The sequence below is a fragment of the Pseudomonas sp. H3_D04 genome (assembly GCF_054669175.1).
On sequence record NZ_CP162801.1, the window covers coordinates 5679072 to 5702278 of the forward strand.

General features: G+C 56.6%; 14 protein-coding genes, 2 tRNA genes and 4 rRNA genes. 9 read left to right on the forward strand and 11 right to left on the reverse strand.

Features of this window, described 5'->3' with window-relative positions; genetic code table 11:
• Positions 1–7: 7 nt before the first annotated feature.
• Complete coding sequence (lapG, locus tag AB4N91_RS26055; RefSeq protein WP_010464935.1) at positions 8–700, reverse strand: cysteine protease LapG; 693 nt, start codon at positions 698–700, stop codon at positions 8–10.
• Positions 701–920: 220 nt separating this feature from the next.
• On the opposite strand from lapG, the gene AB4N91_RS26060 reads away from it, so the two are divergent.
• The 5 genes from AB4N91_RS26060 to AB4N91_RS26080 all read left to right on the forward strand — a co-directional run bounded on the left by AB4N91_RS26060 (position 921) and on the right by AB4N91_RS26080 (position 7950).
• Complete coding sequence (locus AB4N91_RS26060) at positions 921–1631, forward strand: GntR family transcriptional regulator (protein WP_083375328.1); 711 nt, start codon at positions 921–923, stop codon at positions 1629–1631.
• A 697-nt stretch (positions 1632–2328) separates the two neighbouring features.
• Positions 2329–3105, forward strand: coding sequence for a DUF3050 domain-containing protein (locus tag AB4N91_RS26065; protein ID WP_077750431.1), 777 nt, complete (start codon positions 2329–2331; stop codon positions 3103–3105).
• Positions 3102–4031 carry a diiron oxygenase gene (locus tag AB4N91_RS26070; RefSeq protein WP_154913427.1) on the forward strand — a complete coding sequence of 310 codons (930 nt, stop codon included), beginning with the start codon at positions 3102–3104 and terminating at the stop codon, positions 4029–4031. The genes AB4N91_RS26065 and AB4N91_RS26070 overlap by 4 nt, the downstream gene beginning before the upstream one ends.
• Positions 4032–4044: 13 nt before the next feature.
• On the forward strand, positions 4045–7455 hold the full coding sequence (locus AB4N91_RS26075) for a non-ribosomal peptide synthetase (RefSeq protein WP_154913425.1): 3411 nt from the start codon (positions 4045–4047) through the stop codon (positions 7453–7455).
• 27 nt (positions 7456–7482) lie between these two features.
• Positions 7483–7950, forward strand: coding sequence for an SRPBCC family protein (locus AB4N91_RS26080; RefSeq protein WP_102594826.1), 468 nt, complete (start codon positions 7483–7485; stop codon positions 7948–7950).
• A 126-nt stretch (positions 7951–8076) separates the two neighbouring features.
• Here AB4N91_RS26080 and AB4N91_RS26085 read toward each other — a convergent pair whose 3' ends face one another.
• The 10 genes from AB4N91_RS26085 to AB4N91_RS26130 form a co-directional block, all read right to left on the reverse strand.
• Complete coding sequence (locus AB4N91_RS26085; RefSeq protein ID WP_154913423.1) at positions 8077–9957, reverse strand: methyl-accepting chemotaxis protein; 1881 nt, start codon at positions 9955–9957, stop codon at positions 8077–8079.
• 344 nt (positions 9958–10301) lie between these two features.
• A 5S ribosomal RNA gene (gene rrf / locus AB4N91_RS26090) occupies positions 10302–10417 on the reverse strand.
• Between the two features lie 107 nt (positions 10418–10524).
• A 5S ribosomal RNA gene (gene rrf, locus AB4N91_RS26095) occupies positions 10525–10640 on the reverse strand.
• 158 nt (positions 10641–10798) lie between these two features.
• Positions 10799–13690: ribosomal RNA gene (locus AB4N91_RS26100) — 23S ribosomal RNA — on the reverse strand.
• Between the two features lie 240 nt (positions 13691–13930).
• Positions 13931–14006, reverse strand: a tRNA-Ala gene (locus AB4N91_RS26105).
• A gap of 10 nt (positions 14007–14016) precedes the next feature.
• Positions 14017–14093, reverse strand: a tRNA-Ile gene (locus tag AB4N91_RS26110).
• Between the two features lie 123 nt (positions 14094–14216).
• Positions 14217–15755: ribosomal RNA gene (locus AB4N91_RS26115) — 16S ribosomal RNA — on the reverse strand.
• Together the 16S, 23S and 5S rRNA genes with 2 tRNA genes alongside form the textbook arrangement of a ribosomal RNA operon.
• A 292-nt stretch (positions 15756–16047) precedes the next feature.
• Positions 16048–16368: a hypothetical protein gene (locus AB4N91_RS26120; RefSeq protein WP_178113210.1), complete on the reverse strand. Its 321-nt coding sequence runs from the start codon at positions 16366–16368 to the stop codon at positions 16048–16050.
• 28 nt (positions 16369–16396) lie between these two features.
• Entirely contained in the window at positions 16397–17617 is a 1221-nt protein-coding gene (locus AB4N91_RS26125) for a CaiB/BaiF CoA transferase family protein (protein WP_010465742.1), read from the reverse strand.
• Between the two features lie 13 nt (positions 17618–17630).
• Positions 17631–18812, reverse strand: coding sequence for an acyl-CoA dehydrogenase (locus AB4N91_RS26130; protein WP_010465741.1), 1182 nt, complete (start codon positions 18810–18812; stop codon positions 17631–17633).
• 157 nt (positions 18813–18969) lie between these two features.
• On the opposite strand from AB4N91_RS26130, the gene AB4N91_RS26135 reads away from it, so the two are divergent.
• The 4 genes from AB4N91_RS26135 (at position 18970) to AB4N91_RS26150 (ending at position 23198) form a co-directional block, all read left to right on the forward strand.
• Entirely contained in the window at positions 18970–19869 is a 900-nt protein-coding gene (locus AB4N91_RS26135; RefSeq protein WP_077748814.1) for a LysR family transcriptional regulator, read from the forward strand.
• A 435-nt stretch (positions 19870–20304) separates the two neighbouring features.
• Entirely contained in the window at positions 20305–21426 is a 1122-nt protein-coding gene (locus tag AB4N91_RS26140) for a Re/Si-specific NAD(P)(+) transhydrogenase subunit alpha (RefSeq protein WP_010465739.1), read from the forward strand.
• A 15-nt stretch (positions 21427–21441) separates the two neighbouring features.
• The gene (locus tag AB4N91_RS26145) at positions 21442–21762 is read left to right on the forward strand and encodes an NAD(P) transhydrogenase subunit alpha part 2 (RefSeq protein ID WP_003187417.1); all 321 of its coding nucleotides are present in this window, start codon (positions 21442–21444) and stop codon (positions 21760–21762) included.
• Positions 21762–23198 carry an NAD(P)(+) transhydrogenase (Re/Si-specific) subunit beta gene (locus AB4N91_RS26150; protein ID WP_010465736.1) on the forward strand — a complete coding sequence of 479 codons (1437 nt, stop codon included), beginning with the start codon at positions 21762–21764 and terminating at the stop codon, positions 23196–23198. The genes AB4N91_RS26145 and AB4N91_RS26150 overlap by 1 nt, the downstream gene beginning before the upstream one ends.
• The last annotated feature ends 9 nt before the right edge of the window (positions 23199–23207 follow it).

A 23207-nucleotide genomic window follows, 5' to 3' on the forward strand; every position in this document is an offset into this window, starting at 1 on the left:
CGTGCTCCTAGTTAGTCGTCTCGACCGGAAAACCTTCGGCCTGCATTTTCTTCAACACGTCCTGCCAGCGAGACAGGCGTTTGGTATCTCCGACCTTTTTGTTGCCCTTGGCGCCCGGCAACCACAACCCTTCGGCATTGAAAGAGTAGACCGGCAGCAAGTCGGTTCGTTGGCTGGCCGGTTTTATTGCATCGATCAGGCTGTCGAGCACCAGCGGCATGGCCTCGGGGCTCGAATAGTAAGTCAGCACCATGTGCGCCCGGTTCAGGCGCAACGCCTTGACGTAGGTAATGCGCAGCTTGTCACTGGAAACGCCGAGATGGCGCAGGCTGAAGTACTTGGCGATCGCATAGTCTTCGCAGTCGCCGGCGCCCTTCCACAGGGCTTCGATGGGTGTTTCCCAATAATCGACCTCATGCCAAAGGTCGATGTCCTCAACGTAACGCACCTGCTTGTTGAAAAACTGATTGACCACATTGAGCTGTTCCAGCTCGCTGGCCTGCTTCTGCGTGGCCAGCAGATGCTGCCAGGCATCGATGCGCGGCTTCCCGTCACCCAATGGCCCATACAAGGCCTGCGCCTTGCGGCTGATCAGCGAAAAATCCCAATCGGCATGCAGCCCGCCCAGCATGGCGCCGGCCAGCAGCAACGCGCAACACAGCCAGCGCAAAGTCCGAGGGATCGCGAAACGTACCGCCAATGCGAGGCATCCAGGTCAGGCAGGTGAAATTCGGTTGATGGTGCAGGTTAGCCCGTTAAAAGACAATGGCACGGTGCAATCACTGGCAACGCGCTAGACTTTGAATGGTAGGTGACATGAAACGTCGCGGGCTGCGGTCTTTTGTCCGTTTGACAAGCTGCATGGCAGTCACTAGTGTCCATTTGGATCCAAATATTTCAGCCAATCAGGGTGCGTAGTTGTGACACAGAAGCCCAACCCCCTCAGCAGTATCAAGGTCAACGGGCCGATTCCCGCTCACTTGGCACGCTCGGTGATCGAAGAAACCCTGCGATCGGCCATTCTAGACGGGCGCATTCCCTGCGGCACCGCGTTGCGCCAGCAAGATTTGGCCGACCTGTTCGGCGTCAGCCGCATGCCGGTGCGTGAAGCCTTGCGCCAACTTGAAGCCCAGGCGCTGCTGAATGTTATCGCCCATAAAGGCGCGGTGGTTGCACCGCTGGTCCAGGGCGATGCCGTCGAAACGTATGCATTACGGATTCTGTTGGAATCCGAGGCACTGCGTTTGTCGATTCCCTTGTTGGAAAAGGAAGACGTCGAGCGGGCAGCCAAGCATATCGACGACCTGGAAATGGAGCACGATTACAGCGAAATCGGCCGCCTCAATCGGCTCTTCCACATGGCACTTTATTGCAAGGCCCCTAACCAGCGGCTATTGCGGCTGGTCGAGGACGGGTTGAACGAAGAAGAGCGCTTTCTGCGCTTTAATCTGGAAGCCATGGGCTTGGGCAAGTTGTCCCAGGAAGACCACCGAGCGCTGTTGCTGGCCGTCGAAGACCGCAACGTCGAGCGTGCGGTCGAGCTGCTCAAGCATCACCTCAATCGCGGTGTCGAGGTCATCACGCGCTACCTCAACAGCCCCGAAGCGCTTAACAAGAAAACCCCCAGGTAACTCCCGGCGCCAAGCCTGGGCGCGCAGTTCGAACTGCGCGCCGCGCTTGCTGTGAATAATCTACTTACACATCCCCGCTTCAGCCACCGCACGCCCCCACCCCAAGCCTGCCTTCGATTCGCCTCCCTCAGGTTCCATCAATACGCCAGCAAAGATGACGGCCGGGCGATAGCGGCGGCCGTGATTTACGCTCACTCTTGGGCTGCCAACGAATAATGAACGGGCGACGCGCCGCCATGGCGGCACAGTCCTCGCACCAAGAACCTACGGAAGGAGTCTTGTCACGGGAAAGGAAGCACCGGCGTCAATCCCAGCCAACTTCCACCCCCTTGAAGCATTCAACGGAACAACTTTGAAAGTTGCTTTGAGTGAGGCATTCACTCTTCATTTGAATTTTGACGATACTTCGCCGAAAGGAGCAACTACGCCCAAATAAAACTGATACTTATAGTTTTATTAGAACTTATCGCACTCAAGAAAGTTTAACTTTCAAATAATATAAAAATAACTTGCCCGATACTTTATTCGTGTATTAGTTTTTCTCCGCCGCCAGCAAACACGGCACCCAAACGACTGTATCGCACTTAATGAGATCAATTTAGTTGAGGCATTCGCTCGCCAACAAAAACGTTAGACGACCGTCACTTATTGATCACAACACCCTTAACGGCATTTCAGATCACTTATAGGCTCGCTCATGAAAACGAATAAAGACCGACTCAACCAGAAGAAAGCAGAACTTAGTGCACACCCGATCTTTTCTGAAATACATTCGCTGTCGGTACTTCAACGGTTCATGGAAACCCATGTCTTTGCGGTGTGGGATTTCATGTCGCTGACCAAACGCCTGCAACAGGAGCTGACCTGCGTCCAACTGCCCTGGTTGCCGCCGCGAGATCCGCAGGCCGCGCGTCTTATCAATGAGATTGTGCTGGGTGAAGAGTCCGATGATCGCCCGGCCCAAGGTCATTACAGTCATTTCGAGTTGTACCTGGATGCGATGCGCGAAGTCGGTGCCAGCACGGCGGCCGTGGAACGCTTTGTGGCGTTGCAACAAGAAGGCGTGAGTTACGACGTGGCGCTGCAAAGCGTTGATGTCGATCCGGCGGCTGCGCAGTTTGTACGGCACACCTTGCACACCGCGCTGCATGCGCCGGGACATAGCGTTGCCGCAGCGTTTTTGCACGGTCGTGAGAGCGTTATTCCGCAGATGTTCCAACGGATTCTCGACGACTGGGGCATCGGCATCGAGCAGGCACCCACCTTCCGTTACTACCTGGAGCGGCACATCGAAGTCGACTCCGAGGACCACGGCCCCGCCGCTGAAAAACTCCTCGCCCGGCTGGTCGACGGCGATCCGCAACGCGAAGCAGACGTCTACGCCAGCGCCATTGCCGCCGTGGAAAGTCGCATTGCCTTGTGGGACGGCCTGCGCCTGAGCATGAGCGAACCGGTTGCGGAGGTGAACGCATGAACGCCGCCGACTACCAATCCTTCGCCGACGCCTGGGAAAGTCGCGCGACCATCCGCACCCGCCCGCGGCGCGTGCTGGAGAATGACGGCAAGCTGATCTATCCGTTGAGCCGCCAACCGTTGGTGCTGAGCGAGACCTTCCTGCGCGAATGCCCGGAACAACGGGACTTCGCGCTGGTGCAGACGCTCTACAAATTCATCAACGACGTGGTGATTTTCGAAACCGAGATCGTCGACAAGACCGCCCGCAGCATCGCCAAAAATCGCTTCGCCGTGGCGTTCCCGTTTGCCTGTCGCTATGACGCCATGACGGTGGTGGTGGACGAGGATTACCACGCGCTGGTGGCCATGGACTTCATGCAGCAGACCGTCGCCATGACCGGCATTACGCCAATCCAGCTGCCGGATGAAATCGAGCTGAGCCGAGCGATCCCGGCGGCCGTGGCCCTCGCACCAGAGCATCTGCGCAGCGCGGTAGAACTGATCTGCGTGGCCATCGCCGAGAACACCGTAACCGGCGATGTCGCGGCGTTCGCCAAGGACGACACGGTCAAACAGTCGATCAAAGGCTTGATGGCCGATCACTTGCTCGACGAGGGCCGCCACTCCGGGTTCTGGTCGCGGATGGTGCGTATTTACTGGCACACCGCGAGCGAAGACGACCGCCAGCTCATCGCGCAAATCCTGCCAGTGTTCATCGGCCATTACCTGACCAACGACATCCAGAAGTCCTTCGATTTCCGCTTGATCGAAGCCTTGCGGATCAGCGACGCGGCACGCCAGGCACTCAAGAACGAGATCTCGGGGCTGGCCTTCCCGATCAATCGTCATCACCCACTGGTCGCCAACATCGTGCGGTTTTTCCGCAGCAGTTCGCTGCTGGATTCGCCGTGCGTGCAAGACACCCTCAGCGACTACCTGGTTTAACGAGGAGAACATCATGAGACGTCTCGACATTCTGCTCATTGGGCAAAGCCAGGCCTTGACCGACCTGGCGCTGGAACTTGAACAACAGGGTCATTCGCTGGTGCGGCTCGATGCGTTTGAGGAGGCACCGTCGTTTGATCTGCTGATTGACGACGCCAGCCAGGCGTTTTCAGTCCCGAGTGATGCGCCGCATCTAACACTGCAACTGGGAATTGGCGTGCCGAACGTCACCGGTCTACCGCCGATTGACCTGCTGTGCATGCAAGGATCAACGCTGTTCACGCGCGTGCCGATTGCCGGTGAACCTAGCGGAAACGGCCAGGCCTTGCGCCTGCGAGCGGTGGCGGAACTGGTGGATCACGTCTCACTGCTGGTCAGCCGATTCTCCCGGGACGCCGAGTATTTTCTCTGCGCTGAACCGGCTGCGGCAGCCCATTTTGAACAGGTGGACAATCTGCTGTTTTTAGAACGCCTGGCGTTCGTTCATCAACTCAACAACACCGCTCAACCGTGGCTGCAAGAACTCGCCCGGATCCCGATGATCGAGCGTCTGCAGCAACGCTTCATCGAGTCCGCCGAACGACCTGCGCTGAACATCGATGGCACATCGCTGAGTTATCGGCAATTACACGCCCAGAGCCGTGCGATCCAGCAACGCTTGCTGCCGTTGCTCGCACAGCATCAAGGCCCGTTGGTGGTCGGGATCTGCCTGCCGAAAAGCAGTGCGTTGTATGCAGGGATCCTGGCGATTCTGGGCAGCGGCGCGGTGTACTTGCCGCTGGAGCCGAGCCATCCGCTGCAACGTCAGCAGTACATCCTTGCGAATGCAGGAGCGGTGTTGTTGCTGCATGACGGCCAGCATCCCCTCGCCGATGAAATGCCGGGGCTGGACATCAGTCGCATCGACTTCGCTGACGTCGCCCTCGGTCAACCCTTGATGCACCAGCGCCCCGCTCTCGACGCGCCCTGCATGGCGCTCTATACCTCGGGCACCACCGGGCATCCCAAAGGCGTGCTGCTCAGCCAGGCTAACCTCGCGCACTTCACCGCGTGGTATGCCGACTATGTGCAGCTGACCGAACACAGTCGGGCCTTGCAGTTTTCGTCGTTGAGTTTCGACTCGTCGCTGATCGATATTTTCCCGACCCTGCTTCAGGGCGCTGAACTGATCGTGCCGAACGACGACCAGCGTCGCGATCCGTTGCAACTGGTCGAGCTGATTCGCCATCAACGCCTCAGCCATGCATTTTTACCGCCAGCACTGTTGAGCATTCTGCCGCTGGATCAGCTGCAGGTCCTGGATCATGTAATGACCGGCGGCGATGTCTGCGAACCCTACGTTATCGAGCAGCTCACCCGTCAGGGCAATCTCTACAACCTCTATGGCCCGACCGAAGCCACGGTGCTGATTACCGCGCGCCAACTGCGCGCTGGCGACAGCAACCGCACCCTCGGGTCGCCGATTGCCAACAGCCAGGTGCTGATTCTCGATGAGGCTTTTCAGCCGGTGGCCGAGCAGGTCGTCGGTGAGTTGTACATTGTCGGGCCGGGGGTGTGCCTGGGTTATCTGAACAACCCGCAGCAGACTGCCGAACGTTACCTGGACATGAACTTGGCAGACGGCCAGCGCCTGCGCGCCTACCGTACCGGCGATATGGCGAAATGGACCGGCGACGGTATCGAGCTGTGTGGACGGCGGGACAATCAGGTGAAAATCCGCGGCTTTCGCGTCGAGCCGGAAGAGATCGAACGCTGCCTGCGCGACAGTCAGTTGTACCGCCAGGTGGCGGTGGTTATCGACAGCCAACGGCGGATTCTGGCGTTCCTCGCACAACCTCAGGAGAACCAAACGGGCGCCGCGCGCGAAGCCTTGAAGGCTCATGCGATGCAGTTTTTGCCGGACTACATGCAACCCATCGCCTGGACTGAATTGCCGAGCATGCCGTTCGCCAGTAACGGCAAAGTCGACCGTAAAGCGCTGCTGGCGATGCCGGTGAATGTTGCCGAAAACACGACACGGCGCTTGCCCGCGAGCGCCGATGAAGCGCTGTTGCTGGAGATCTGGGCTGAGCTGCTGGAGTTGCCGGCCAGCGATATTTCGACCGACGAAAGTTTCTTCAATCTGGGCGGCCACTCGATTCTGTTGTCACGAATGTTGCTGCGATTACGTGAAGAATTCGGCCGCAGCATCTCGATCAATCGCTTCATTGAATTGCCGACTATTGCGAAGCTGGCGACATTGGTGCGCGGCTCCGGCACCGAGGAAGTCCTGAGCGCGCAAGCACTGGCGGATGCCTTTCGCGAGCTGGATATTCAGCCACTGCCCATCAGCCGCATGGGCGATGTGCACAAGGTGATCGTCACCGGCGCAAACAGTTTTGTCGGTGTGCACATCGTCGAAGCGTTGCTGGCGTGGGGCGTCACTGAAGTGGCCTGCCTGGTGCGCGATGGCGGTGGGCAATCGGCGGCTGAGCGCTTCGCTCATGCGTTGCGGGAAAACCGCCTGGAGCACCTGGACCTGAGTCGGGTGCAGGTTTACGCGGCAGACATCACTCGCCCGGCGTTGGGGCTTGATGCGCACGTTTACGAGCGCCTCGATCGAGAGTTCGGCGCGCTGGTGCACAACGCCGCCAACGTCAATCACGTGCTCGATTACGAGTCGCTGGCGCGGGACAACGTCGAGCCGATTTTCGAATGCCTTCGGCTGTGCGAGGGGCGCAGCAAGAAGATCTTCAATTTTGTCTCCACGCTGTCGGCGTCCAGCACGATTGCCGACGATGGCCGAGTGCTGGAATTACCCGCAGCGCAGACACCGCCGATCTACATCAAGAACGGCTACAACCTGTCCAAGTGGGTCGGCGAACGGATCCTCGAACGAGCGCGTGAACGTGGGGTGCGGGTCAATCTTTATCGCCCCGGCAACATCAGCTTCAACAGCCTCTCCGGCGTCTGTCAGCCGCACAAAAACCGCTTGATGCTGATGCTCAAGGGCTCGATCCAGCTCGGCCAGGTGCCGGAGTTTTCGCTGAATTTCGACCTGATGCCGGTGGACTTTCTCGCTCGCTTCATTGGCTTCCATGCCAGCCGTTATTCATCTGAAAAAGCGGTGTTCAACCTGCACAACCCCGAGCCCCTGAGTTGGGACGATTACGTCGCGTCATTCCGTGAGGCGGGCCGGGAGTTCTCCATGGTCAGCGTCGCCGACTGGCAACAGCAACTGGGTCGGGTCGACAGCGACAACGCGCTGTTCGGCGTACTCGGTTTCTACCTCAACGGCTTCGAGGAAGACATCGGCGACATCTCGATGATCGGCCACGACAACGCCCAGGCCGGCGTTCGGCAGATGGGCGCGCACTACCCGGAAAAATCACCCGCACTGCTGCGTCGCGGTTGCGACTACCTCAAAGAAATCAATTTCATCTGATTCATTCAAACCCAATGGAGCAAGACCATGAACAATCTGCAACCCGATACCCTGATCAAAAACCCGCAAGGCTGCCACGTCGTGTCCTCGGTGGAGGTGCCGGCGGATGCCGCGCAGGTCTGGGCGGTGGTCGGCAACTTTGCCGGCTTCGATCAATTCATTCCGGCGCTGTCGCACATCGAGATGACGGGCGAAGGCGTGTCGTCGCTGCGCAAGAAATTTTTCAAGGACGGCAACCTGGTGGTCGAGCAACTCAACTCCCGGGATGACCAGGCGTTGAACATCACGTGGACGACCATTTACAACACGCTGGGCGTGGCCAATTTGTGGGCGGCGATGAGTGTTGAACCGCTGGGTGCGGACACGTCACGGGCGACCTGGACGATCATTGCCGAACCGGCGCAGGGAGGTGCTGAGGCGTTGCCGGGGTTCAAGGATTTTGTGCAGGGCTTTGCGGATGACGCGATGAATAATGTGTTGAAGCTGTTTGTGTAGAGCTTTGGTTCAGCGGTGACTTTTCTACCGCTATCGCGGGCAAGCCTCGCTTCTACAGGGTTTTCCATGCCCTGTAGGAGCGAGGCTTGCCCGCGAAGAACGATAACGCAGTAGAACTGACCCGAATCAGATCTTGAAGCTATCGACCAGTTGCTTCAACCGGTTCGCCTGCAACGACAACGCATCACAATCCTTCAACGTTTCATTGAGGTTCGCCACGCTCTGCTGGTTCAACAAATTGATCTGGTTGACGTCGACGTTGAGGGTTTCCACCACCGCCGTCTGCTCTTCGGTCGCCGCGGCCACCGACTGGTTCATGCCGTCGATTTCGCCGATGCGCTGCGTCACGCTGACCAATCGCAGGCCCGCCTGATTCGCCACTTCGACACTCTCTTCACTGGAGACCTGACTGGCATTCATGGTCGTCACTGCTTCGCGAGAACCGATCTGCAGCGAGGTGATCATCTTGTGGATCTCTTCCGCCGACTCCTGTGTGCGATGCGCCAGGTTGCGCACTTCGTCCGCCACGACCGCAAAACCACGACCGGCTTCACCGGCACGCGCCGCTTCGATGGCGGCGTTGAGCGCCAGCAAGTTGGTCTGCTGGGAGATGCCTTTGATCACATCCAGAATGTGCCCGATGTTGTCAGTGCTGGCGTTCAGGGTTTCGATCTGGGTGCAGGACAGGCTGATTTTCTGCGACAACTCGGTCATGGCCAGGATGGTTTTCTCTACTACCTGACGACCATCATCCGCCTGCTCGCTTGCACCGCTTGCATGCTGCGAAGCATCGGCAGCATTGCGGGCGATTTCCTGGGTGGCGGCACCCAATTGGTTGATGGCGGCAGCCACGCTGTTGGTGCGCGCGCTTTGCTCATCGGAGCCGACGATCGAAGCGTTGGACGATGCCATTACGCGCTGCGACAAATCGTGGACCTGGCGGGTCGCCGAGGACACTTCGGAAATCGATGCGTGAATCCGCTCCACGAACTGGTTGAACGAACCACCCAACTCGCCGAACTCGTCTTTGCTTTCCACGGCCAGACGACGGGTCAGGTCGCCCTCGCCCTGGGCGATGTCCTGCATCGCGCGGCCCATGGTGGTCAGCGGACGCATCAGCACGTTGATCAGCAGGCTCAACAGCACGGCAATCACACTGACGGCGATGAACATTGCAATCAACGCCGAAGTGCGGAATTGACTCAGTGGTGCGTAGGCCTTGTCCTTGTCGATCGACAGACCGATGTACCACTCGGCATTCGGCAAACCGATCACCGGGGTGAACGAGAGGATGCGGTCCTGCTTGTTCAGGGTGACGTCCTGATTGCCCTTCTCGATGCGCACGCCAGAGTTTGGATAAATGTCCTTCAGGTTTTTCATCACCTGGTCTTTGTCCGGGCTGACGATCACCTGACCGTCGGCACTGACCAGGAACGCGTGGCCGATGCCACCGAAGTCCACCGAGTTGATGATCTTTACCAGGGTCTCCAGGCTCAGATCACCGCCGACCACGCCGAGCAATTCACCGTTCTTTTTCACCGGCATGGCGATGGTCACCACCAACCCACCGACGGCGGCCATGTACGGCGGCGTCAGCATGGTCTTATCGGCAGCCACGGCTTGTTTGTACCAGGGACGCTGACGCGGATCGTAACCGTCCGGCATCTTCGCGTCAGGGCGTTGGGTGAACACGCCGTTGGCCTGGCCGACGTAAGTGAACTGGAAGTTCGAGGTGAGGGCCGGTTGATCAACCAGTCCGGGAAGGTCCGCATTGGCGCCTTGATGAGCGACGTTCTGGGCAAGGTTTTCCAGCACCAGCACACGGCCGCTCATCCAGTTCTGCACGCTGCTGGCGGTCAGATCGCCAGCTTGCTGGACGGAGGACTCGAGGTTTTGCCGGATGGTGTTTCGCTGCAGATAGTCGTTGTACAAAGTGAACAACGCAAAAGCCAGCACCACGACGCCAGAGGCGGCCAGAAGGATTTTATGGCTGAACTTGAGATTCATTTCATGGGACTTCTTATGCAAAAAGTGGGGATGCGTTCCAGGTGCAACATTCCATGTAACAGCGCAGGCGGCATTCTTCGGTCGCGCTACTTTGGTGCACGCATGTCTCACTAGTCTTTCGGCACTAGTCGGAGAAATCTTAGGGGTTTGTATGAAATGACCGACATTCCCGCCGAACGGCGTTCTAGAGCCGTTGGAGCTCGATGCGCTTATTGGACATCAACACTGGGCAAGGGTGTGGCGCAGAAGTGACATGACTCGCGGGGGATAATGACCTGACGTTTTTAGGAGCCAAAACGACAAAACCCCTGTCTGCGTTAGCAGACAGGGGTTTCGGAATTCAATCTTGACGATGACCTACTCTCACATGGGGAAACCCCACACTACCATCGGCGATGCATCGTTTCACTGCTGAGTTCGGGATGGGATCAGGTGGTTCCAATGCTCTATGGTCGTCAAGAAATTCTGTGACCAGCCCGTTACAGTCGTAACGTGCCAGCAAAATTGGTGACTTCTACTAAAACAAAACCCCTACCTGCATACGCAGATAGGGGTTTCGGAATTTAATCTTGACGATGACCTACTCTCACATGGGGAAACCCCACACTACCATCGGCGATGCATCGTTTCACTGCTGAGTTCGGGATGGGATCAGGTGGTTCCAATGCTCTATGGTCGTCAAGAAATTCGGTAGCCAGGTCGCTTGCCTTACGGCGCACGCTCCAGCGAATGGGTATGTGATAGATCTCGGTGTTTGTGAACAATCGAACTTTCGGTTCGTTTCGTCTTCACACACCGCAATCTGGTGCCTTTTCAGGTCAGCAAATTGCTTGGGTGTTATATGGTCAAGCCTCACGGGCAATTAGTATTGGTTAGCTCAACGCCTCACAGCGCTTACACACCCAACCTATCAACGTCGTAGTCTTCGACGGCCCTTCAGGGGACTCAAGGTCCCAGTGAGATCTCATCTTGAGGCTAGTTTCCCGCTTAGATGCTTTCAGCGGTTATCTATTCCGAACATAGCTACCCGGCAATGCCACTGGCGTGACAACCGGAACACCAGAGGTTCGTCCACTCCGGTCCTCTCGTACTAGGAGCAGCCCCTCTCAAATCTCAAACGTCCACGGCAGATAGGGACCGAACTGTCTCACGACGTTCTAAACCCAGCTCGCGTACCACTTTAAATGGCGAACAGCCATACCCTTGGGACCGGCTTCAGCCCCAGGATGTGATGAGCCGACATCGAGGTGCCAAACACCGCCGTCGATATGAACTCTTGGGCGGTATCAGCCTGTTATCCCCGGAGTACCTTTTATCCGTTGAGCGATGGCCCTTCCATACAGAACCACCGGATCACTAAGACCTACTTTCGTACCTGCTCGACGTGTCTGTCTCGCAGTCAAGCGCGCTTTTGCCTTTATACTCTACGACCGATTTCCGACCGGTCTGAGCGCACCTTCGTACTCCTCCGTTACTCTTTAGGAGGAGACCGCCCCAGTCAAACTACCCACCATACACTGTCCTCGATCCGGATAACGGACCTGAGTTAGAACCTCAAAGTTGCCAGGGTGGTATTTCAAGGTTGGCTCCACGCGAACTGGCGTCCACGCTTCAAAGCCTCCCACCTATCCTACACAAGCAAATTCAAAGTCCAGTGCAAAGCTATAGTAAAGGTTCACGGGGTCTTTCCGTCTAGCCGCGGATACACTGCATCTTCACAGCGATTTCAATTTCACTGAGTCTCGGGTGGAGACAGCGCCGCCATCGTTACGCCATTCGTGCAGGTCGGAACTTACCCGACAAGGAATTTCGCTACCTTAGGACCGTTATAGTTACGGCCGCCGTTTACCGGGGCTTCGATCAAGAGCTTCGCGTTAGCTAACCCCATCAATTAACCTTCCGGCACCGGGCAGGCGTCACACCCTATACGTCCACTTTCGTGTTTGCAGAGTGCTGTGTTTTTAATAAACAGTCGCAGCGGCCTGGTATCTTCGACCGGCATGGGCTTACGCAGTAAATGCTTCACCCTCACCGGCGCACCTTCTCCCGAAGTTACGGTGCCATTTTGCCTAGTTCCTTCACCCGAGTTCTCTCAAGCGCCTTGGTATTCTCTACCCAACCACCTGTGTCGGTTTGGGGTACGGTTCCTGGTTACCTGAAGCTTAGAAGCTTTTCTTGGAAGCATGGCATCAACCACTTCGTGTTCTAAAAGAACACTCGTCATCAGCTCTCGGCCTTAGAATCCCGGATTTACCTAAGATTCCAGCCTACCACCTTAAACTTGGACAACCAACGCCAAGCTGGCCTAGCCTTCTCCGTCCCTCCATCGCAATAACCAGAAGTACAGGAATATTAACCTGTTTTCCATCGACTACGCTTTTCAGCCTCGCCTTAGGGACCGACTAACCCTGCGTCGATTAACGTTGCGCAGGAAACCTTGGTCTTTCGGCGTGGGTGTTTTTCACACCCATTGTCGTTACTCATGTCAGCATTCGCACTTCTGATACCTCCAGCAAGCTTCTCAACTCACCTTCACAGGCTTACAGAACGCTCCTCTACCGCATCACCTAAGTGATACCCGTAGCTTCGGTGTATGGTTTGAGCCCCGTTACATCTTCCGCGCAGGCCGACTCGACTAGTGAGCTATTACGCTTTCTTTAAAGGGTGGCTGCTTCTAAGCCAACCTCCTAGCTGTCTAAGCCTTCCCACATCGTTTCCCACTTAACCATAACTTTGGGACCTTAGCTGACGGTCTGGGTTGTTTCCCTTTTCACGACGGACGTTAGCACCCGCCGTGTGTCTCCCATGCTCGGCACTTGTAGGTATTCGGAGTTTGCATCGGTTTGGTAAGTCGGGATGACCCCCTAGCCGAAACAGTGCTCTACCCCCTACAGTGATACATGAGGCGCTACCTAAATAGCTTTCGAGGAGAACCAGCTATCTCCGAGCTTGATTAGCCTTTCACTCCGATCCACAGGTCATCCGCTAACTTTTCAACGGTAGTCGGTTCGGTCCTCCAGTTAGTGTTACCCAACCTTCAACCTGCCCATGGATAGATCGCCCGGTTTCGGGTCTATTCCCAGCGACTAGACGCCCTATTAAGACTCGCTTTCGCTACGCCTCCCCTATTCGGTTAAGCTCGCCACTGAAAATAAGTCGCTGACCCATTATACAAAAGGTACGCAGTCACCCAACAAAGTGGGCTCCCACTGCTTGTACGCATACGGTTTCAGGATCTATTTCACTCCCCTCTCCGGGGTTCTTTTCGCCTTTCCCTCACGGTACTAGTTCACTATCGGTCAGTCAGTAGTATTTAGCCTTGGAGGATGGTCCCCCCATATTCAGACAAAGTTTCTCGTGCTCCGTCCTACTCGATTTCATGACTAAGAGATTTTCGCGTACAGGGCTATCACCCACTATGGCCGCACTTTCCAGAGCGTTCCGCTAATCTCAAAGCCACTTAAGGGCTAGTCCCCGTTCGCTCGCCACTACTAAGGGAATCTCGGTTGATTTCTTTTCCTCAGGGTACTTAGATGTTTCAGTTCCCCTGGTTCGCCTCTTAAGCCTATGTATTCAGCTTAAGATAACCATCTTATGATGGCTGGGTTCCCCCATTCAGACATCTCCGGATCAAAGTCTGTTTGCCGACTCCCCGAAGCTTTTCGCAGGCTACCACGTCTTTCATCGCCTCTGACTGCCAAGGCATCCACCGTATGCGCTTCTTCACTTGACCATATAACCCCAAGCAATCTGGTTATACTGTGAAGACGACATTCGCCGAAAATTCGATAATACTCAATTAAGAGCAACTCACAAATTTTACCTTAGCCTGATCCGTTACCAGTGAAAGTAACGTTCAGTCTATCTTTCTATCACATACCCAAATTTTTAAAGAACGATCTAATCAAAGACTAGAAATCAATATTCACACCGGAATATTCATTTCTAAACTCTAACAGCAGAAGCAGTTATATGGTGGAGCCAAACGGGATCGAACCGTTGACCTCCTGCGTGCAAGGCAGGCGCTCTCCCAGCTGAGCTATGGCCCCATAACAAAATTGGTGGGTCTGGGCAGATTCGAACTGCCGACCTCACCCTTATCAGGGGTGCGCTCTAACCAACTGAGCTACAGACCCAATTTCGAGCGCGCAACTGTTAGCTTGGAGCTATCAGCTTGGAGCTTAAAGCTGCTTCTATCGTCTTCTTCAATGAATCAAGCAATTCGTGTGGGAACTTATGGAGCAGCTGATGTCGTCGATTAAGGAGGTGATCCAGCCGCAGGTTCCCCTACGGCTACCTTGTTACGACTTCACCCCAGTCATGAATCACACCGTGGTAACCGTCCTCCCGAAGGTTAGACTAGCTACTTCTGGTGCAACCCACTCCCATGGTGTGACGGGCGGTGTGTACAAGGCCCGGGAACGTATTCACCGCGACATTCTGATTCGCGATTACTAGCGATTCCGACTTCACGCAGTCGAGTTGCAGACTGCGATCCGGACTACGATCGGTTTTCTGGGATTAGCTCCACCTCGCGGCTTGGCAACCCTCTGTACCGACCATTGTAGCACGTGTGTAGCCCAGGCCGTAAGGGCCATGATGACTTGACGTCATCCCCACCTTCCTCCGGTTTGTCACCGGCAGTCTCCTTAGAGTGCCCACCATTACGTGCTGGTAACTAAGGACAAGGGTTGCGCTCGTTACGGGACTTAACCCAACATCTCACGACACGAGCTGACGACAGCCATGCAGCACCTGTCTCAATGTTCCCGAAGGCACCAATCCATCTCTGGAAAGTTCATTGGATGTCAAGGCCTGGTAAGGTTCTTCGCGTTGCTTCGAATTAAACCACATGCTCCACCGCTTGTGCGGGCCCCCGTCAATTCATTTGAGTTTTAACCTTGCGGCCGTACTCCCCAGGCGGTCAACTTAATGCGTTAGCTGCGCCACTAAGAGCTCAAGGCTCCCAACGGCTAGTTGACATCGTTTACGGCGTGGACTACCAGGGTATCTAATCCTGTTTGCTCCCCACGCTTTCGCACCTCAGTGTCAGTATCAGTCCAGGTGGTCGCCTTCGCCACTGGTGTTCCTTCCTATATCTACGCATTTCACCGCTACACAGGAAATTCCACCACCCTCTACCATACTCTAGCTTGTCAGTTTTGAATGCAGTTCCCAGGTTGAGCCCGGGGATTTCACATCCAACTTAACAAACCACCTACGCGCGCTTTACGCCCAGTAATTCCGATTAACGCTTGCACCCTCTGTATTACCGCGGCTGCTGGCACAGAGTTAGCCGGTGCTTATTCTGTCGGTAACGTCAAAACAGATACGTATTAGGTAACTGCCCTTCCTCCCAACTTAAAGTGCTTTACAATCCGAAGACCTTCTTCACACACGCGGCATGGCTGGATCAGGCTTTCGCCCATTGTCCAATATTCCCCACTGCTGCCTCCCGTAGGAGTCTGGACCGTGTCTCAGTTCCAGTGTGACTGATCATCCTCTCAGACCAGTTACGGATCGTCGCCTTGGTGAGCCATTACCTCACCAACTAGCTAATCCGACCTAGGCTCATCTGATAGCGCAAGGCCCGAAGGTCCCCTGCTTTCTCCCGTAGGACGTATGCGGTATTAGCGTCCGTTTCCGAGCGTTATCCCCCACTACCAGGCAGATTCCTAGGCATTACTCACCCGTCCGCCGCTCGCCACCAGGTACAAGTACCCGTGCTGCCGCTCGACTTGCATGTGTTAGGCCTGCCGCCAGCGTTCAATCTGAGCCATGATCAAACTCTTCAGTTCAAACATCTTTGGGTTTTTAAGAAACCCTAAACTTGGCTCAGCAATCGTTGGTTACATCTTTGATTTCTCGCGGAGTAACTTGTGATGCTGATAATCTTGTTGACTATCAGTCTGACTCCACAAGCACCCACACGAATTGCTTGATTCAGTTGTTAAAGAGCGGTTGGTTAAGATCTTTCGTCTCAACCGAGGCGCGCATTCTACAGCAGCCTCTGTTGCTGTCAAGCGGTTATTTTCAGAAGTTTTCAAAGTTTCCTTTGCAACTTCAACCACTTGCGCTTCCGATCTCTCGTTAGCGGGAGGCGAATTCTACAGCGTTACTCGCTGCTGTCAACACCTCTTTTTCTCCGCTTTCGACCGAGAAGATCGAACCGTCAATCAAGCCAAACAACCCCGCTTGATCAACTCCTTCTGGGCTTCGATGACCTGAAGCAACTCGCTGTCGAAAACTGCGTAACTCTTTGTTTACCAAGGAGTTTTCCGTTTCGACTGCGCCGGAAGTGGGGCGAATTATAGACTTCCAGAATCTGCCGTCAACCCCTGATTTGGCTTTTCTATCAATAACTTGCAGAAAGCCGGAAAACAGACCGCTTCTTTCTATATAGGAGAGCAAAACCACCCCCTCTATATAGAAGGAATCCTCAGAGGACCCCCGCCACTTTGAAAGCGGCGACCGTTTCTGCATCCAGACCCAACACCCGCTGCAGAACCTCCAGCGTGTGCTCGCCCAATAACGGAGGCGCATTACGATACTCCACCGGCGTTTCCGACAGGCGAATGGGGCTCGCTACCTGCGGCACCATGCCTGCTAGCACATGGGGTAGCTCGATCGCCAAACCACGCGCCTTGACCTGAGGATCAGCAAACATCTGAGCCAAGTCATTAATAGGTCCGCATGGCACACCCGCCTGCTCCAGCTGTAACACCCACTCAGCGGTGGTCTTGAAGACAGTCGCCTGACGAATCAGCGGGATCAACACCGCGCGATTCGCCACCCGCAGCTTGTTGGTCGCGAAGCGTGGGTCATCCGCCCACTGAGGCTGCCCAGCCACCTCCGCAAACTTGCGGAACTGCCCGTCATTACCCACAGTGAGAATGAAGTCTCCATCCGCCGTAGGAAAGTCCTGATAGGGCACGATGTTCGGATGTGCATTACCCAGGCGCTTGGGCGCATTACCCGTAGTCAGATAGTTCATCGCCTGGTTCGCCAGGCACGCAACCTGAACATCCAGCAACGCCATATCGATATGCTGACCACCACCGTCATGTTCCCTATGGGCCAACGCGGCAAGGATCGCTACCGTCGAATAGAGCCCCGTCAGGATGTCTGTCAGCGCCACACCGACTTTCACCGGCCCTGCACCCTCATCTCCCTCAGGTCGACCGGTCAGGCTCATCAGCCCGCCCAGACCCTGGATCATGAAGTCATAACCCGCACGCTTGGCGTAAGGCCCGGTTTGGCCAAACCCGGTAATCGAGCAATAAATCAGATTCGGATTGATGGCTTTAAGCGACTCATAGTCCAACCCATAAGCCGCCAGGCCACCGACCTTGAAGTTCTCGATCAGGATGTCCGACTTGGCTGCCAGCTCACGCACCAGCTTTTGCCCTTCTGGACGCGTGAAATCGATGGTCACCGATTGCTTGTTGCGATTGGCCGACAAGTAATAGGCGGCCTCGCTGGTGTTCTCGCCATAGGCGTCTTTCAGGAAGGGCGGTCCCCAGGCGCGCGTATCGTCGCCATTGCCCGGACGCTCAACCTTAATCACTTCGGCGCCAAGGTCGGCAAGGATCTGCCCGGCCCAAGGCCCGGCCAGCACCCGCGATAAATCCAGTACCCGTAGATGCGAAAGCGCGCCCATGGACGTTCTCCTATTAATAGAACGCCTGGATGCCGGTTTGCGCGCGACCGAGGATCAGTGCGTGGACGTCGTGCGTACCTTCATAGGTATTCACCACTTCCAGGTTGACCAGGTGGCGAGCAACACCGAATTCATCGGAAATGCCGTTACCGCCCAACATGTCACGCGCCATACGCGCGATGTCCAGGGACTTGCCGCAGGAGTTGCGCTTCATCATCGAGGTGATCTCGACTGCCGCCGTGCCTTCATCCTTCATACGACCCAGACGCAGGCAGCCCTGCAGTGCCAGGGTGATCTCGGTCTGCATGTCGGCAAGCTTCTTCTGGATCAGCTGAGTGGCGGCCAACGGGCGACCGAACTGCTGACGATCCAGGGTGTACTGGCGAGCGGTGTGCCAGCAGAACTCGGCAGCGCCCAAAGCGCCCCAGGAAATGCCGTAGCGCGCGGAGTTGAGGCAAGTAAAAGGGCCTTTCAAACCGCGGACGTCAGGAAAAATGTTCTCTTCAGGAACAAACACGTTGTCCATGACGATCTCGCCGGTGATTGATGCACGCAAACCAACCTTGCCATGGATCGCCGGAGCACTCAGGCCTTTCCAGCCTTTTTCCAGAACAAAGCCACGGATGTCGCCCGCATCATCCTTACCCCAAACCACGAACACATCGGCAATCGGACTGTTGGTGATCCACATCTTGCTGCCGGTCAGGCTGTAGCCGCCTTCCACTTTGCGTGCACGAGTAATCATCGCGCCCGGGTCGGAACCATGGTTAGGCTCTGTCAGACCGAAGCAGCCAATCCACTCGCCCGAGGCCAGTTTCGGCAGGTACTTCTGCTTTTGGGCTTCAGTGCCGAATTCATTGATCGGCACCATGACCAACGAGGACTGCACACTCATCATCGAGCGGTAGCCGGAGTCGACACGCTCAACCTCACGAGCAATCAGCCCGTAGCTGACGTAGTTCAGACCGCTGCCACCGTACTGCTCGGGAATGGTCGCACCCAACAGGCCCACTTCGCCCATCTCGCGGAAGATCGCCGGATCGGTCTTTTCATGACGGAAAGCTTCAAGCACGCGCGGTGCGAGCTTCTGCTGAGCGAATTGCTCGGCAGTGTCGCGGATCATGCGCTCTTCTTCGGTGAGCTGTTGATCCAGCAGCAGGGGATCGATCCAGTTGAAGCTAGCTTTACCGCCCATGAGTGTGTCCTCTCGAATCGGGTCAAATAACGTGGACTGATCCTAGGCCTGGTCCGGCATTACGGCAAACGAGGATTTTGCATACTGTTGTGCTAATTTCTCACTCCGTAACGTCGCGAAATAGCCTTTATGCGATGTATTAGTGAGGTTGGAGTACATGCGCCGGAAAATCCCTAGCACCACCGCCCTGATCAGCTTTGAAGCGGCAGCGCGCCACGAGAGCTTTACCAAAGCGGCGCAGGAGCTTTCGCTCACTCAAGGCGCCATTTGCCGACAGATCGCCAGCCTCGAGGAGTTCCTCAGCGTAGAACTTTTCCGACGCTCGCGGCGCGGAGTGAAGCTGACGGAAGCCGGACTTTCCTACAGTCGCCGCGTAGCAACCCAGCTTGACGCGGTCGAGCGGGACACCTTGTCCGTGATGGGGCAACAGGGCGCCAATGTGATCGAGCTGGCCGTCGTACCGACCTTTGGCACCCAATGGCTGCTGCCACGCCTCAAAGACTTCCAGCACAAACACCCGGAAGTGACGGTCAACCTCACCAACCGAACACGCCCCTTCCTGTTCGCCGATACCGACTTCGATGCCGCAATTTACTTTGGTGATGCGGATTGGTCGGGTACCGAATCCCACAGGCTAATGGGCGAAAATCCGATGCCGGTGTGCAGCCCTACGCTACTGCGCAAAAAAGCCAATCTGACACCCGATGAAATCGCCGAAATGCCCCTGCTGCAACAGACCACGCGCCCTTATGCCTGGCGCCAGTGGTTCAACTCTCAGCACCTGAATGTGCCACGGGACATGACAGGACCGCGCTACGAGCTATTCTCCATGCTTGCCCAAGCGGCGATGCACGACATGGGGATCGCGCTGATTCCGCCATTCCTGATTCAACGCGAACTGACGGAGAAGCGCCTGGTGATAGCCAACACTCAGGCGCTGTCGAGCATCAAGGCCTATTATCTGATGATTCCGGAGCGAAAGGTCGAATCGGCGTCTCTACGGGCATTTCGCGATTGGCTGGTCACCCAAGCACAAAGCTACAGCCTAGAAGGGTAAAGGCTTACCGGCGTTAGCTGACCCCGTAGTCAACAAAACCAAAGCCCTACAGATATACGTTTTTGTCGCATATTCGCAGACTGTACCGACAAGCAGTACAAACGTCCCACAAGTGCCTGCCGACGTGGCTTTGAGCCTCCATTCACCAGCAATGACGCCTCATTCACCGTGCCGATGTGTAAATTCTTGAAATTCGGCCAAAATCCTTACAAGGCACGGCCTGCAAGGGATTGAGGCGGTCGGTTGCGACATTCGGTCACGGGGTGACTTGTAGTTAATTTTCCGTCACCCGTCATAATCCCTTGAAGGGCACAAAGTTCGCCTGCAAAATGCCGCGCCCCGCCCAGATTTGGCGGGATCGTGCTGATCGGCCGCCCCAGCCGCACCATCCGAAGTGCCTGGGTTTACTCAATAAGATCACGCAGGAGATTTGACGTGCACATTGGTGTTCCTCTCGAAACCCAGACGGGTGAAACGCGGGTTGCTGCAACCCCGGAAACCATCAAGAAGCTGATCGGCCAGGGTCATAAGGTCACTGTGCAAAGCGGCGCCGGCATTAACGCCAGCGTTGTCGACAGTGCTTATGAAGCGGCAGGCGCAACGATTGGCAGCGCCAACGACGCGTTTGGTGCCGAGCTGATTCTCAAGGTGGTCGCCCCCAGCGACAGCGAGCTGACGCTGATTAAAAGCGGCACCGTTGTGGTCGGCATGCTCAACCCGTTCAGCAATGAAACCATTGCCAAGCTGGCCGAGTGCGGCATTACCGCGTTCGCGCTGGAAGCGGCTCCGCGCACCTCCCGCGCTCAAAGCCTGGATGTGCTGTCCTCCCAAGCGAACATCGCCGGCTATAAAGCCGTGTTGCTGGCCGCTCACCACTACCCGCGCTTCATGCCGATGCTGATGACGGCTGCGGGTACCGTGAAAGCGGCGCGCGTGCTGATTCTGGGCGCCGGCGTTGCAGGTTTGCAGGCGATCGCCACGGCGAAACGCCTGGGGGCAGTGATCGAAGCGTCCGACGTGCGCCCTGCAGTTAAAGAGCAGATCGAATCCCTCGGCGCCAAGTTCGTCGACGTACCGTATGAAACCGATGAAGAGCGCGAATGCGCTGTCGGTGTCGGCGGTTACGCCCGGCCAATGCCCGCCAGCTGGATGCAGCGTCAGGCCCTGGCCGTGCACGAACGCGCCAAGCAGGCTGACATCGTCATCACCACCGCACTGATCCCGGGCCGCAAGGCGCCGACGCTGTTGAGCGCGGAAACCGTGGCGCAGATGAAGCCAGGCTCGGTGGTCATCGACCTCGCCGCAGCCCAGGGCGGCAACTGCCCGCTCACCGTGGCCGATCAGGTCGTGGTCGAGAATGGCGTGACCATTTGCGGCCCGACCAATCTGGCGGGCGCGGTCGCGGCAGACGCTTCGGCCCTGTACGCACGCAACCTGCTGGACTTCCTGAAGCTGGTCTTCAACAAAGAAGGCCAGTTCGAGATCAACCTCGAAGACGACATCGTCGCCGCGTGCCTGATGTGCCGCGACGGCCAAGTCATCCGCAAAAACGCCTAAGCAGGGATTCAGACGATGGAAGAGCTTATCTCCCCCGGTATCTACAACCTGATCATCTTCGTGCTGGCGATTTATGTCGGTTATCACGTGGTCTGGAACGTTACACCTGCACTGCACACGCCATTGATGGCGGTGACCAACGCGATCTCGGCGATTGTCATCGTCGGCGCCATGCTGGCCGCCGCGTTGACCGTGACGCCACTGGGCAAAACCATGGGCACCCTCGCCGTGGCGCTGGCCGCGGTAAACGTGTTCGGTGGTTTCCTGGTCACCCGCAGAATGCTTGAGATGTTCAAGAAAAAAGCCCCGAAAGTAAAAGAAGAGGCGCCCAAGTAATGAGCATGAACCTCGTAACGACGCTGTACTTGATTGCGTCCATCTGCTTCATCCAGGCGCTCAAAGGCCTGTCGCACCCGACCACGTCGCGCCGTGGCAACCTGTTCGGCATGCTCGGCATGGGCCTGGCGATTCTCACTACCGTAGGCCTCATCTATAAGCTGGGCGCTGAGCTGGCCACCGCCGGTATCGGTTACGTCATCGTCGGCCTGCTGGTCGGCGGCACTGCCGGGTCGATCATGGCCAAGCGCGTTGAAATGACCAAGATGCCGGAACTGGTCGCTTTCATGCACAGCATGATCGGTATGGCTGCGGTGTTTATTGCGATCGCGGCGGTCGTTGAGCCGCAATCGTTGGGCATCGTCAAACAGCTCGGTGATGCAATTCCGGCGGGCAACCGTCTGGAACTGTTCCTGGGTGCGGCCATCGGTGCAATCACCTTCTCCGGCTCTGTGATCGCTTTCGGCAAGCTGTCGGGCAAGTACAAGTTCCGCCTGTTCCAGGGCGCACCGGTACAGTTCGGCGGCCAGCACAAGCTGAACCTTTTGCTGGGTCTGGCCACTCTGGCGCTGGGCATCACCTTCATGCTGACCGGCAACCTCAGTGCCTTCGCGTTGATGCTGGCCCTGGCCTTCGTCCTGGGTGTGCTGATCATCATCCCGATCGGCGGGGCCGACATGCCGGTGGTGGTGTCGATGCTTAACAGCTACTCCGGCTGGGCAGCCGCGGGGATCGGCTTCTCGCTGAACAACTCGATGCTGATCATCGCCGGTTCGCTGGTGGGTTCGTCCGGTGCGATCCTCTCGTACATCATGTGCAAGGCGATGAACCGCTCCTTCTTTAATGTACTGCTCGGTGGTTTCGGCAATACGGCAGACGCGGCTGGCCCGGCCGGTTCGAAAGAAGCCCGCCCGGTTAAATCCGGTTCGGCTGACGACGCGACCTTCCTGCTGACCAACGCCGACACCGTGATCATCGTTCCGGGTTACGGCCTGGCGGTCGCTCGGGCGCAACATGCGCTTAAAGAGTTGACCGAGAAGCTGACCCATCGCGGTGTGACCGTGAAGTACGCGATCCACCCGGTTGCCGGTCGCATGCCTGGCCACATGAACGTGCTGCTGGCCGAGGCCGAAGTGCCTTACGACCAGGTGTTCGAGATGGAAGACATCAACTCCGAGTTCGGTCAGGCCGACGTAGTGCTGGTGCTCGGCGCCAACGACGTGGTCAACCCGGCCGCGAAGAACGACCCGAAATCGCCGATTGCCGGTATGCCGATTCTCGAGGCGTTCAAGGCCAAGACCATCATCGTCAACAAGCGCTCGATGGCCAGCGGTTATGCCGGCCTGGACAACGAACTGTTCTACCTCGACAAAACCATGATGGTCTTCGGCGACGCCAAGAAAGTCATCGAAGACATGGTCAAAGCTGTCGAGTAAAACCTGCTC